At 64.4% G+C, this 12,872-nt stretch carries 11 protein-coding genes and 1 pseudogene; 1 reads left to right on the forward strand and 11 read right to left on the reverse strand.

Annotated elements, in window-relative coordinates; genetic code table 11:
* From WEB61_RS12095 to ptcA, 4 genes and pseudogenes are all read right to left on the reverse strand, one after another.
* Positions 1–464: pseudogene (locus WEB61_RS12095) on the reverse strand (hypothetical protein); the annotation flags it as partial.
* A 209-nt stretch (positions 465–673) separates the two neighbouring features.
* Positions 674–1,585, reverse strand: coding sequence for a carbamate kinase (locus tag WEB61_RS12100; protein WP_368064587.1), 912 nt, complete (start codon positions 1,583–1,585; stop codon positions 674–676).
* A 7-nt stretch (positions 1,586–1,592) separates the two neighbouring features.
* A complete protein-coding gene (locus WEB61_RS12105) occupies positions 1,593–2,999 on the reverse strand; it encodes an APC family permease (protein ID WP_368064588.1) in 1,407 nt (468 codons plus the stop codon).
* A gap of 65 nt (positions 3,000–3,064) precedes the next feature.
* A complete protein-coding gene (gene ptcA, locus WEB61_RS12110) occupies positions 3,065–4,075 on the reverse strand; it encodes a putrescine carbamoyltransferase (protein ID WP_368064589.1) in 1,011 nt (336 codons plus the stop codon).
* Positions 4,076–4,303: 228 nt separating this feature from the next.
* Between ptcA and aguB the strand changes: the two genes are divergently transcribed.
* Positions 4,304–5,176, forward strand: a complete 873-nt coding sequence (aguB, locus tag WEB61_RS12115; protein ID WP_368064590.1) for an N-carbamoylputrescine amidase — start codon at positions 4,304–4,306, stop codon at positions 5,174–5,176.
* On the opposite strand, the gene WEB61_RS12120 is transcribed toward aguB, so the two are convergent.
* From WEB61_RS12120 to WEB61_RS12150, 7 genes are all read right to left on the reverse strand, one after another.
* Positions 5,134–5,880, reverse strand: coding sequence for an endonuclease/exonuclease/phosphatase family protein (locus tag WEB61_RS12120; RefSeq protein ID WP_368064591.1), 747 nt, complete (start codon positions 5,878–5,880; stop codon positions 5,134–5,136). The two genes, aguB and WEB61_RS12120, sit on opposite strands and share 43 nt — an antisense overlap.
* Positions 5,877–8,051 (reverse strand): VTT domain-containing protein, encoded by a 2,175-nt coding sequence (locus WEB61_RS12125; protein ID WP_368064592.1) that lies wholly within the window; start codon positions 8,049–8,051, stop codon positions 5,877–5,879. The genes WEB61_RS12120 and WEB61_RS12125 overlap by 4 nt, the downstream gene beginning before the upstream one ends.
* A 62-nt stretch (positions 8,052–8,113) precedes the next feature.
* Positions 8,114–8,515, reverse strand: a complete 402-nt coding sequence (locus tag WEB61_RS12130; RefSeq protein WP_368064593.1) for a limonene-1,2-epoxide hydrolase family protein — start codon at positions 8,513–8,515, stop codon at positions 8,114–8,116.
* Between the two features lie 22 nt (positions 8,516–8,537).
* Positions 8,538–9,299, reverse strand: a complete 762-nt coding sequence (locus tag WEB61_RS12135) for an SDR family NAD(P)-dependent oxidoreductase (RefSeq protein WP_368064594.1) — start codon at positions 9,297–9,299, stop codon at positions 8,538–8,540.
* Positions 9,299–10,792 carry an amidohydrolase family protein gene (locus tag WEB61_RS12140; protein WP_368064595.1) on the reverse strand — a complete coding sequence of 498 codons (1,494 nt, stop codon included), beginning with the start codon at positions 10,790–10,792 and terminating at the stop codon, positions 9,299–9,301. Before WEB61_RS12140 ends, WEB61_RS12135 begins: the two co-directional genes overlap by 1 nt.
* A gap of 192 nt (positions 10,793–10,984) precedes the next feature.
* The gene (locus tag WEB61_RS12145; protein WP_368064596.1) at positions 10,985–11,626 is read right to left on the reverse strand and encodes a response regulator; all 642 of its coding nucleotides are present in this window, start codon (positions 11,624–11,626) and stop codon (positions 10,985–10,987) included.
* Entirely contained in the window at positions 11,623–12,840 is a 1,218-nt protein-coding gene (locus tag WEB61_RS12150) for a sensor histidine kinase (RefSeq protein ID WP_368064597.1), read from the reverse strand. The genes WEB61_RS12145 and WEB61_RS12150 overlap by 4 nt, the downstream gene beginning before the upstream one ends.
* Positions 12,841–12,872 lie beyond the last annotated feature (32 nt).

Genomic DNA, 12,872 nt, shown 5'->3' on the forward strand with positions numbered 1-12,872 from the left:
CGCAACTCGATGCCGGGGGCCAGGGTGCGGGCCCAGCCCGGAATGTCTTCCTCGGTGTTTTTCTCTTCAAGTTCAGTGGTTTGCTCGTCCGGCTCCGGCGTCTCCTCGGTCGAATCCGTCTGCCTTGGCTCCTCCGTTTCCTCGCTCTCTTCAAGAGCGGCGGGCTTTCCGCTGTCGTCGCCGGAACGCGAGAAGACATAGGGCTCCGCGTCCTGTTGTTCAGGTTGAGGCTGAGCCAAGGGCGGCATTGGCGGCGGGGCTTCTTCTTCGGGGACGAGGTCGACCGAGATGGCGGGCGGCTCGGCGGGCCGGGGCGGCGCCGGATTTGGCAATAAAAACGGGAGGATAAGGACGAGGTTCAGGCCCAGGGCCAGGGCGACCGCGATGGCGGGCTCGCTCCATTGACGCGCGCGCGGCGGCGGCGGCGGCACGACATGAAAACTGCCGGCCGGGCTTGTGCTCACTGAGGTTACAACCATTTCCGGCCCGGATTCCCGCCCTTTTGTCCGCCCGTCCGCCCGGCGCTTCCGGGGACAAAGCATGCGAGCGAGCATAACAAGGCGGACGGCGAAGCGAAGCGAAACCGGCGGCGACAGCAAACGCGGCAACAGCGCTGTGACGGCCCTACCCCCCCTCTGTCACGGAACTGTCAAAAAACTGTCACAAATCGCAATCAGGGGTCGATCCGGGTGCCGGCTTCACCGGCCATCACGGCGCGGGCCTCGTCGAGGTTGCCGATGAAAGCCGGATGGCCCGTCTCCAGGGCGAAGCGCCGGACGGCCTCGATCTTCGGGCGCATGGAACCTGCCGCGAAACCGGCGGGGTCGAGGGTACGGGCCGACACGGATTTCAGCAGGCGCGCACCCGGTTTTCCCCAATCGGCATGGACGCCGTCGACATCGGTCAGGATCAGCAGACGTTCGGCGCCGAGTTCGACGGCAAGCAGGCAGGCGGCGAGGTCCTTGTCGATGACGGCCTCGACGCCTTCGGGCGCGCCATCCGCGCCGGCCCGCACCGGGATACCGCCGCCGCCGGCGCAGATCACGAGACAGCTGTCATTCATCAGCCTGCGGATTGTTTCGAGCTCGACAATGCCGCGGGGCGCGGGCGAGGCGACGACGCGGCGCCAGACTTTTCCATTTGGGCCGTCCGGCGCGACCGCCCAGCCGCGTTCGGCGGCGAGCGCCTTTGCGGTCGCCTCGTCATAGACGGGGCCGATCGGCTTTGCGGGCGCGGCGAAGGCGGGATCTCCCGGATCGACCAGGGTTTGCGTCAAGAGGGTCGCGACTTCGCGGCCCGGCAAGGCGCGGCGCATCGCCGCCTCGATCACATAGCCGATCATGCCCTGCGATTCCGCGCCCAGCACGTCGAGCGGGTAAGGCGTCGCGTCCTTGTAGGCATCGGCCTCCAGCGCGAGGAGGCCGACCTGCGGGCCGTTGCCGTGCACCAGTACCATCTCGTGTGCGCGGGCGATGGCGGCCAGCGCGCCGGCCGCCTCGGCCATATTGCGGCGCTGATTGGCGATGCTCAGGGCCTCGCCGCGCTTCAGCAGCGCGTTTCCGCCGATGGCGACGAGGACCCTCATGCCGCGCCTAACCGCCGCCGGCCACGCGGCCGGCGCGGCGGACCAGAAACTCGCCGACCAGAAGCGTGACGATGACGCCGGCGACGATCGACAGGGCATAAGTCATGTCGAACTCGTCCGGCGTGTAGATGAAGAAGACAATGGCCTGAACGATGAAGGCCATGCAGAGCGCGGCGAAGACGAGCGCCCCGCCCTTGCCGCCCGGTACGCGGTAAGGACGCGGCCTGTCGGCGTCGATGCGGCGCAGCTTCAGGAAGGCCATGAACATCGCCAGGTAAGGCAGCAGGAAGACGATGGAGGAGAAGGCAAAAAGCGTCCAGAAGAGGTCTTCGGCGTCGGCGGCCAGGAGGCCGTAGATGACGATCACCACTGTGGTGACAACGCCCGTCACGATGGCCGCGTTGGCGGGCGTTTTGTGCTCGGGATGCAGACGCGCGAACATCGCCGGCAGATTGCCGTCGAGGGCTGCTTCGGCGGCCGAGCGGTTGGCGCCCATCGTCCATGTGACCATGTTGGCGAGGAAAGTGTAGAGCGCCATCAGGCCCAGCAGGATGACGAAGGTGCCGGCCACCCCGCCCTCGCCCAGCAAGACGCGCAGCGTATCGACGACGCCGCTGACGAGATTGATGTCGTCGAGCGGCAACGCGATCAGGATGCCGATGGTGGCGAAGAGGTAGAAGGCCGCGATCGCGATGCCGGAAACGGCAATGGTGAGGGGCACGTCGCGGGCCGGATTTTTCATCTCGGCGCTGGCGCCGGACATCAGCTCGAAGCCCATGAAGTTGTAGACAATGACCGGCAGGAAGGCGAGCGAGGCACCCCAACTCGGCGCCATGCTGGAGAAGGTCAGTTCGTTGGCGACGCCGTGGTTGCCTGCATAGACGAAGCCGCCGATGCCAATGACCAGCATGATCGCGACTTTAAAGACGGCGCCGAGATTGGGCACCCATTTGCCGATGTCGAGGCGGACGATGTTGATCCAGACGGTCGCCCAGGTCAGCGCGACGGCAATCGCGATCTGCGTCCAGAGCGCGAGGTCGGGCATGAAGAGCGCGGCGAAGATGCCAGCGAAGAGAATGAAGACCGATGGCTGCCAGAGCGCGACATTGATCCACCAGAGCCAGGCCGTGCGGCCGCCCCAGCGGGCACCATAGGCGCGGCGGACCCAGGCATAGATGCCGCCCTGATCGGGATAGGTGCTGCCGAGTTCGGCCGTGATGAGGCCGTAGGGCACGAAGAAGAAGATCATCGTGAATATCCACCAGAAGACGGCTTGCGGGCCGATGGCGGCGGATGCCGCGAGCTGGTCGATGACGAGAATGGCGCAGACGGTGAAGAGCGTGAGATCGAGCCCCCGCATCACCTTCTTGTAGCCGCGCGGATTGGTGGCAGCGGTAGCGGATGTATCGGACATTTTTTTCTCCCGAGTGAGTAAATCCGGTTACCCGCGGCAAGAGACGCGCCGCGCCTTCACGCAAATCAGAGAAAGTCCGACAAAAAATCCTCGGCCAGCCCCCGATGACGCGCGAGCAGCGCATCGGAGGGCCGCTTCAGACGCGGATAGACGAACCAGACCAGCAACGCCTTTTCGGTGTGCAGCCTGTTTTCGGATTGGTCGAGAATGATGGACTGCGGACCGTCCATGACTTCATCGGTCGCCTCGACGCCGCGCGAGGCCGGCAGGCAGTGCATGAAGCGCGCCGTTGCCGGCGCTTTCGCCATCAGTGCCGCGTTGACCTGAAATTTCGGCATGAACGCCGCGCTGCGCTCCGGTATCTCACTTTCCTGCCCCACCCACCACCAGAGATCGGTATAGATGAAATCGGCATCGGCGACCGCGGCGGCGGGGTCTTCGGTGAAGGAGATCGTGGCACCCGACTCCGCACAAGCCTCGCGTACCATCGCGCGGTGCGCCTCGGATATCTGGTATTTCGCGGGCGCGGCCTGCGTGAAGGAGAGCCCCATGCGGGCACAGATGAACATCAGCGAGACGCAGACATTTGTCGCATCACCGACAAAGACGAGTCTGAAGTCTTCGAGCTTCTTTCCCTTCGAGGCATGCTCCGTCATCGTGAAGACGTCGCAGAGAACCTGTGTCGGGTGGTTGAAGTCGGTGAGGCCGTTGATGACGGGCACGGTCGCGTATTTCGAAAGGCCGAGCACCGTCTCGTGCTTCAGGGTGCGTGCCTCGATGACGTCGACCATGCGGGAGACGACGCGGGCGGTGTCGGCGATCGACTCGCGGGCGCCGAGATGGATTTCGCCGGGGCGCAGATAGAGCGCATGGCCGCCGAGCTTGGTCATGGCGACCTCGAAGGAGACGCGGGTGCGGGTGGACGGCTCCTCGAAGATCATGCCGAGCGAGGCACCGGACAGGAGCCGGGGGCAAGCGCCGTCCTTGTCGGCCCGCTTCAGCATGGCCGTCAACTCCATCATCCGCAGGAGCTCTTCCTTCGGAAAATCAAGGATATGAACGAAATGGCGCAGCATCCGGCCTATCCCCCTTTACCCGCCCTCGCTCCGGCGGGATTATCGACATGTCCGGGACATGCTTCTGTTTGACAAGTAGAGACCCGCAGACGCCCGCGTTCAACAGGCGGAGCGGCGGCAAATTGAAGCAAGACGGACGAAACGGACGCATCCGCGCCAATGCGGTACAAAATAATGCCTCGCGGCCGGACGATTATCGCCCGGCGGCGAAATTTTCGGAGTTTTGAGATGACCGAGATCACCGTCGCCGCGACGCAAATGGCCTGCGGGCACGACCGCGACGAGAATATCGCGCGGGCCGAAACGCTGGTGCGGGCAGCGGCCGAAAAAGGCGCGCAGGTCATCCTGCTGCAGGAGCTTTTCGAGACGCCCTATTTTTGCAAGGATACCGAGCCGGACCTGATGCATCTTGCAACGCCCGTCGCCGACAATCCGGCCGTGCATCATTTCCAGTCGCTCGCCGCGCAGTACAAGATCGTGCTGCCCATCTCGATTTACGAGCGGGCCAACAATGCGCAGTACAACTCCCTGGTCATGATCGACAGCGGCGAGGTTCTCGGCGTCTATCGCAAATCGCATATTCCCGACGGACCGGGCTATCGGGAGAAATATTATTTCAGCCCCGGCGATACCGGTTTTCATGTCTGGAACACGCGGGCGGGCCGTGTGGGCGCGGCGGTCTGCTGGGACCAGTGGTTTCCAGAGGCCGCGCGTATCCTAGCGGTGAAGGGCGCCGACGTTATTCTCTATCCGACCGCCATCGGCTCGGAACCGCATGACGAAACGATCCATTCGCGTGACCACTGGCAGCGAACGATGCAAGGGCATTCGGCCGCCAATCTGATGCCGATCGTCGCCTCGAATCGCGTCGGCCGCGAGGAAGGCAAGAGCTGCGCCATCACCTTCTACGGATCGTCCTTCATTACCGATGCGACCGGTGCGAAAGTGGCCGAAGCGGACGAGCAGGAGGAGGCCGTCCTCACCGCGACTTTCGACATCGAGAAGAACCGCCGGCAACGCCTCAACTGGGGCGTGTTCCGCGATCGGCGAGTCGATCTTTATGCAGATATTCTGACGCTGGACGGCACGTCGAGGCGCTGACGCGCCTCAACGAGGCCGATCCCGATATCGGCAACGATCGGCAGATGATCGGAGATTTTCCGCCCGCCCCCGTCCGTCCAGCTCCCGAGGATGCGCGCCGCACCGCCGCAATAAATCCGGTCGAGGCGAAAGAGCGGCCGCGTTGCCGGAAAGGTGCGCTCCATCGTGCGCATCGGCACGACTTCTCTCAGGCGGCGCCGGACCCAGCCGAAAGAGAACCAGTCGTTGAAGTCACCCATCACGATGCAAGGGAGACCTTGCGGCTGCGCCAGCACGGCCAGCGTCGCGGCCTGCCGACGCCGCTCCCAGACGCTCAGGCCGAGATGCGCGGTGACCAGACGAATCCGCCCCAGCGGCGTTTCCAGATGCGTGGCGATGGCGCCGCGCGGTTCGCGCGTGCGAAAGGACAGGTCGGTGACGCTGGTGTCGGCGAGCGGAAAGCGGCTGATCACGGCATGGCCGTAGTGGCCGTCGGGCGCAACTATGGTGCGGGCCTCGGCCGCATGCTCACCGAGCGCCTCGCGGAGAACCGCCAATGGTGCGCTTTCGCCCATACGGCCGCGCGATTCGATTTCCTGAAGCGCAATCACATCCGGATCGTGGTGCGCGATGAGATCGACGATGCGGGTGAGATCGTAGCGGCGGTCGGGACCTATGCCGCCATGAATGTTCCAGCTCAGCACGCGAAGTCCGGGTTCGGTCACTCGGGCTTCCTCCGTTTCGAGATCAGGCGCTGCAGACCAAGCGCCAAGGCGATCCACAGGACGAACGCACCGAGCACGATCGCAAGATCGACGAGCGACGGGTCTTCCAGCATCGTGAAGAGGCGGTCGCCAAGTACCGACATCAGCACGATGCCGGGCGCAAGACCGAGCGCGGTTCCCACGGTGTAGTCCAGAACGCGAATGCGGAGCGCACCGGCGACAAGATTGACCAGCAGAAACGGGGCGACGGGCACGAGACGCACCGCCGTCAGCGCAACGATACCCCTGTCATTGACGGCCTTTGCGACACGACTGACACGCGGGCCCAACAAATTCCGCAGCATGCCGGAGCCCAGGTAGCGACCGGCCGCATAGTTCGCAAGCGCGCTCGACATCGCGCCAAGCGATGCATAGAGAATGCCGGGCCAGAGGCCAAAGGTGGCCGCCGTGACGGCAATCAACAAAATGACGGGAAAGGCGACAAAGCCCGTCAACACGTAGAGACCAACCACGACGAGGGGGGCGAGCGGCGCCGCGGCGATGCTGCCGAAGGAGTTGCGCATTTTCTCCGGTTCGGCCATTTCCGAGAGCGGTGTATAGCGCCAGAGAAGCCCGAGACCGACGATGAGAAGGAGAACGGCGACGCCCTTCATCAGTGTCGGAAGATTGCGGCGGCGATGCCCAGTTCCGGGCATCTCGACGATGCTTGCGAGATAGCCGTCCGGCACCGGCGGGCGGACGGGATCGGCCAGCGCTTCGATCGCCGTCACATTGTCGCGAATTTCGGCTTCGTCGTCTTCGATGGGAACGAGCGCGCGGTCCGTGCCGCCGCAGCGATCCAACGCCTCGAAGAGAGAGCCCGTGTCGCGCAAGGCCGCGACGACCTCACGCGGTTCGGCACCGCAATGCTCGCCAAGAAGGCGGCCGAGCACCGCCATGACGGCCTCGCGGTCTTCCGCGCTCTCGGCTTCGACAGCGAGATCGCATTCGGTGTCGAGACCCATCGAGCGGTTGCAAAGATTGGCGGAACCGACCCGCAGCAGCACGTCGTCGACGATCGCCAGTTTGGAATGAACCATGATGCCGGTGGCATCGTCACCCGCGCCGACCGAGGGCGTCAGCACGCGCACGCGGTCCTCGATGCCGGCGCGGCGGAGTACGTCCATGAAACGGAGACGGCCGACCAGCATGGTGCGGTGCTCGAGCCACTTGCGATGGGATTGCGGGACGACCAGCAGCGCTTCGAGCTCGGGCTTTTCGCGCAGCCGGCCGGCGAGCTGCCGCGCGATTTCGGTGCAGGTCAGAAACTGGTTTTCGATATAGACCCAGCGTTGGGCACGCGCCAGCATGTCGGCGAAGAGCGCCTCGACCTCGCGCGTGCCGTTGTCGCCCTTGTATGGCGGCTCGGTGCGCGCGATGCCGACGGCGACATTGGAAAAATGCGGATCGACGCCTTCGGGCCAGCGATCGCCGGCGGGCGGCGGCGGCTTCAGCTTTTCGCTCGCGGCGCGGCGCCAGCGGCGGCGCACGAGATCGCCGAGCGCGGCGGCCGGCGCGCCGTCGACCATCATCTGGACGTCGTGAAATGGCCGGTATGGCTCCTGCTGCGGGTCGACGCGGTGCGGATTGTCCGGTGCGTGATCGGATGTATCCCAGCGACGGATGGTGAGATCGAGGCCGCCGCAAAAGGCCAGGCTGTCGTCGATAACGACGAGTTTCTGATGGTGGGACCCGCCGAGCGGAATTTCGTTGTCGAGACAAAGATCGACATTGCCGGGCGATGTCCAGCGAAACTGCATGGCGGGCAGCAGCTCGCGCTCCTTGGCGTAGAGAACCGAATAGTCCCAGAGCAACAGTTTGATTGCGAGGTTCGGCTTTTCTTCGGCAAGCGCCGTGAGGAACGCGCCGAGCGTTTCGGGCATGCCGTCCTCGGCGCTGCCTTGCGGGCCGACCAGCGGCGTGCGGCTGTCGATGTCCCAACCGACGATCAGCAGCGAATGCTCGGCGCAACGCATCGCGCGGCGAAGGGCACCATAATATTCCGCCGCGTCGATCAGAAGGCGCGCGCGCGACGCTTCGTCGATGCGCCAGACATTGCGCCCGGGCCGCAGGATGCGCGCCTGGCCTCCATTTTCTGCCGGCCCTTCGGCAGCGGTTTGCTCGATCGTCATGCGCCCAGCATGACGGACGCATCTGGCGGAAAAAAGTCCCGTATGGGGCGAAATATGGACAGTCAGAGTTTCAGGCCGGTCGGACCTTCAAATGAGGCCAGGTCGAAATAGTCGCTGAAGCGGTGGATTTTTCCGTCTTTCAGTTCGAAGACGCCGTTGACCGGCAGATCGACGCTCCGGCCGTCATGCAGGCGGAAGTGGTCGATACGTTCGGCGAAAACGAGGTTGGGCTCAGCGGCAATGCGGATAATTTCGAGATCGGCATACTCAAAGGCCGAAAGGAAGCCTTCGAAGATTTCCCGAATGCCGGCAATGCCTCTTATCGGCGCGACGGGAACGTTGTGATAGGTCGCTTCGGGCGTGAAGCATTCCATGATGCCAGCCACGTCGCGCTTCTGCCAGGCGCCGAGAAAATCCGACACCACTTTCTTCGAGGCTTCGGCAGTCATGGAACCGGTGGACATGTGCGTTTCCCCTGTTGTGCCGCTACTGCGCCGCGTAGCCACCATCGACGGCGAGCGCGTGACCGGTGACGAAGCTTGCGGCGGGGGATGCGAGCCAGATGGCGGCTTCGGCCGCCTCGGACGGCACGCCAAGACGGCCCATCGGCTTCAATGCCAGCAGCGCGTCGCGGAAGCCGGGCATGTCGCTTGCCAGCCGATCGACCATCGCGGTCTCGATCATGCCGGGACAAAGCGCATTGACGCGGACGCCGGATTTAGCCACGTCGATGGCGACCGATTTCACCAGACCGACAATGCCGTGCTTGCTGGCCACATAGGCCGCAAGGCCGCCCGCGCCGACGAGACCGGCGACAGAGGCGGTGGCGACAATCGCGCCCTCGCCGCGTTCGATCATGCCGGGCAGGACGGCCGCCATGGTGCGCCAGGCGCCTGCGAGATTGATGTCGATGACGCGCAGGAAATCGTCTTCCTTCGTTTCCCATGGCGCGCCGAGCTTGCCCTCGACACCGGCGTTGGCGAAGGCGATGTGAGGCGTGGCGCCGAATTCCTTTTTCGCGGCGGCGACCAGCGCCGCGATGTCGGCGACTTCGCACACGTCGGTGCGGAGGAAGAAAGCCTTCGCCCCCTGTTTGCGCAAAGCCGCCGCAACCGCCTCGCCCTCTTTTGCAACGTCGCCCAGCGCCAGCGACGCGCCCTCGCGCGCCGCGGCCTCTGCGATGGCACGGCCGATGCCGGCCGACGCCCCCGTGATCAGCACAACCTTGCCGTCGAACATTCCGGCCATCAGGCTTCCCCTCCGGCGCGTCGAATGAAGCCATGGAATTCATTCGACGGCTCGTGACCGGCCGCAACATATTTCGCCTTGATCGCCGAGAGCGCGTCGGTGCGCCATGCCGCATCGGGCGCGGCCATGTCCTCCATGCCGTAAAGACCCAGCGAATTGCCAGCAAAGATCCGGCTCTTCACCTCGCCGTCACCGGCGCCCAGGGCTGCGAAGCCATGCGCCTTTTGCATATCCTCGGGAATTTCGATACGGCGCATCGCTTCGATCTGCCATTGCGGCGAGCCGTACCAGACCGAGTCCGTTCCCCAGATGACGTGATCGGCACCCATGCCCTTGACCAGCACGCCCATCAACGCGGCGGCGAGGCGAGGATGCGTGACCGCACAACTGCCGAAGGTGGTGCCGAGTTCGGCATAGACATTCGAGACACCGTATTCGGCCGGGATGTCGGCGAGGTCCGAGACCCAGTCGATGCGGCCCGTCTCCTCGAATTGCGCCAGCAGCGGATCGGGCGAGGTCATCAGCGGGCGGAAGCCCGAATGGTAGATGATGAAATTGAGATCCGGCCAATCCTTCGCGGCCTTGCCGACATCGTCGACCATCGCATGACGCCAATGGGTGATGACGTTTTCGTAGTCTTCCGGCAGCAGGCCCTTGTGAATGCAGACGTTGCGGATGCCGGCCTTCATCATGCGCTCATAGGCCGGGTACATCAGTTTCTCGTCGTCGAGACGCCAGGGATATTGCGAATTGTCGAAGGGGTCGCCCAGCGTGTAGCCCTTCCAGCTATCGGGCTTCAATTCCTCGATGGCGCGGTCGATCTCTTCGAGCCAGCCGGGCTGGCCCGGCGCGATGACGGCATGCGACAACATGCGGCGCGAGCCCGACGCCTTGTTGACGAAGGTGCGGGCCGATGCGAGACCGTCATTGTTCATGATGACGTTGGGACCGTGATCGGCGGGCGCGGCGCTGATGAGACCGATCTTGGTGTCGCTATCGAACCAGACCTCCTTCATGAAATTGTCGAACTTGAAGGTGTCGAAGGAAATGTCCCCCATGTCGGCGTTCCACTGTTTCGCGTATTCGCCGAGGTGGAGGATGCCGTCCCATGCGTAGTCGTCGCGGATGAAGTGGAGCTGCACGTCGACGATCAACTGGTCGGCAAAATGCACGGACCTTTCGGCGGCAGCAGCGAGGTCCATCGTTTCGGCATGGGCGACCGAGAAGACGTCGCCGCCGAAGACGCGGTTCATCGCCATGAAGGAAGCAGCAAGCCCCGCGCCGGAACGCAGGAAGGCTCGCCGCGAAAGCCCCAGTTTCGCGCCCTGTTCGTCGGCGGCTGCAAGGATCGCGTTTTCGACGCGGGCCTGATCCGGCGTCTGCGGCATCGGCATGTATTCGCCGTTGGAGACGATGCGGGTGGGTAGCGGGATGCCCGTCGCGTTTTCATCCGCCGGGGCGATGCGCTTCCTCTGCTTGTCGTTGAGCCACATGGTCTTCTCCCTCTTTTCTGCCGATGAGCGCCGGCGCGGCGACCATGGGCCCGCGCGCGCTTCGCCCGCAGGTCACAGCCAGTGCCCGATTTCCAGTCAGGGTCGGCCGGCCGGCCCGCGTGCGGAACTACCCGGACGAGGGGCGCGGAACGCTGAATCGGGTGAAAATGGCAGAAAACCGGGCGTTTCGGTTTACTCGATCAATTGCTGACGCAGCGAGATCGCCACCGCGTGGGCGCGATCGGAGGCACCGAGCTTTTCATAAAGGCTCTTCAGATGAGCCTTCACCGTGTCTTCGGTGATCGAGAGATTGCCGGCGATGACCTTGTTGCTCTGACCCTCCGCCAGGCATTCCAGCACCTGCAATTCGCGCGAGGTCAACGACGCCTTCTGGCCGGCGGCGCGCGCATCCTGCGCCAGACGGCGCAAGAGCGGCTTTGTGACCTCGGCCTGCAGATAACCGGCACCGGCATGCACCGCGCGGACGGCCCGCAGAAGATCGTCCTTGGAAGCGCTTTTCAGAACATAGCCGCTGGCGCCAGCATTGGTCGTTTCCCAGACATAGGCCGGGTTGGCGTACATGGTGAACACGATGATGCCGGTTTTCGGCGCAACGCGGAGAATTTCGCCGATGGCGGCAAGGCCGCTCATGCCCGGCATCTTCAGATCGAGAATGACGATGTCGGGCTTCTCCACGGCGATGGCGTCGATACCGGTGCGGGCATCGCCCGCCTGTCCAGAAACGACGATGTCGCCCTCGGATTGCAGCATTTCGACGACGGCCTGACGCAGCACATGATGATCGTCGATCAGATAGACCGAAATCTTTCTCACGCCTTTTCCCCTCCCGGTACGCGAACGACAAGCCGCGCACCCTGCCCCGGCCGGCTCAAGACTTCAAGAGAGCCGCCAAGCGCGCCGGCACGCTCGCGCATCGTCAGGACGCCGAAATGGCCGGGGGCGGGACTTTGCGGATCGAAGCCCGCGCCGTCGTCGGCGATTTCAAGGCGGGCGGCGTTGGCGCCGTCGCGGCGGAACGAGATCGAGACGTTTCCTGCGCCGGCATGCTTGCGGACATTCAGCAGCGCTTCCTGCAGGATACGGAAAAGCATGGCGTCGGAACGGCAATGCCAGTTGCGCAAGGCCGGATCGAGGTCGAGCGAAATCGAGAACGGCACCTGATCGCGCTGGCCGGCCACATATTCCTCGACCGCGACCAAAAAGCCGAGATCGTCGAGAACGGTCGGGTGCATCTCGTTCATCAGGGTGCGGACATCGGATGACAGCGCCGCGACGGCGGCGCTGAGACCGGCGTCATGCGCGCGGTCGGCTCCCTGGCGCAAGGCAAAGAGATGGCCGCTCATGCGGTCGTGAATGTCGGCGGCGGCGCGGCGGCGTTCATCCTCTTCGGTCTGGATCAAACGGCGCGCCAGCTCCTTGGCGCGATCACGGGCAATGCCAAGCGCGCGCGCCTTGTCCCGCGCCAGGTCCAGATTTTCCTGCGCCCAGCGCGCCAGCATGATGCCGAGCGCGGCCGAGAAACCGAGATAGAAGAGACCGATCAACAGGTCGGCGGGCGTGGGCGAAGGCCCCGGCGCGGCGACATAGAGAAGAACAGCCAGCGCGTAGGTCAGCGCCAGCAGACCCAGCGTCTCGCGCACGCCGAAACGGAAAACGGCGGCGAGCAATGTGAAGTAGTAGAAGGGAAAGAAGACCGAGGCGAGACCGCCGGTGAAAATGCACATCAGCGTGACGAGCAACGGGTCGCCGACGGTCGTGATGCGCGCGCTCGAGAGGATCGGACGATCGCCCGCAACGCGCCAATGGGCAAAGCCCGTATAGGCGACGCCGCCGGCATAGACCGCCCAGGCCCAGCCGGCATCCGCCATTGCGCCGCCGCGCCAGAGGATGAGCGCCCAGCCGACAATACCGATCCAGCGCAACCAAAGTATCTGGTACTCGGCCTTGCGCAGATGATCGACGACGGCAATATCCCTTTCCGTGTCGGGCGGTGCGGGCGGCAGGTCGGTGGCGGTGCGGTCGGTCATCCGCCTAGTGAGCCGCGATCGGGGCGAGCGGT

This window comes from Parvibaculum sp. (assembly GCF_040882025.1).
GTDB lineage: Bacteria > Pseudomonadota > Alphaproteobacteria > Parvibaculales > Parvibaculaceae > Parvibaculum.

Excerpts from the sequence above, each read along its gene's own strand:
- WEB61_RS12100 (WP_368064587.1), bottom strand. The coding sequence starts at position 1,585 with ATGAGGGTCCTCGTCGCCATCGGCGGAAACGCGCTGCTGAAGCGCGGC.
- WEB61_RS12125 (WP_368064592.1), bottom strand. The coding sequence starts at position 8,051 with ATGACGATCGAGCAAACCGCTGCCGAAGGGCCGGCAGAAAATGGAGGC.
- WEB61_RS12105 (WP_368064588.1), bottom strand. The coding sequence starts at position 2,999 with ATGTCCGATACATCCGCTACCGCTGCCACCAATCCGCGCGGCTACAAG.
- WEB61_RS12140 (WP_368064595.1), bottom strand. The coding sequence starts at position 10,792 with ATGTGGCTCAACGACAAGCAGAGGAAGCGCATCGCCCCGGCGGATGAA.
- ptcA (WP_368064589.1), bottom strand. The coding sequence starts at position 4,075 with ATGCTGCGCCATTTCGTTCATATCCTTGATTTTCCGAAGGAAGAGCTC.
- WEB61_RS12130 (WP_368064593.1), bottom strand. The coding sequence starts at position 8,515 with ATGTCCACCGGTTCCATGACTGCCGAAGCCTCGAAGAAAGTGGTGTCG.
- aguB (WP_368064590.1), top strand. The coding sequence starts at position 4,304 with ATGACCGAGATCACCGTCGCCGCGACGCAAATGGCCTGCGGGCACGAC.
- WEB61_RS12135 (WP_368064594.1), bottom strand. The coding sequence starts at position 9,299 with ATGGCCGGAATGTTCGACGGCAAGGTTGTGCTGATCACGGGGGCGTCG.
- WEB61_RS12150 (WP_368064597.1), bottom strand. The coding sequence starts at position 12,840 with ATGACCGACCGCACCGCCACCGACCTGCCGCCCGCACCGCCCGACACG.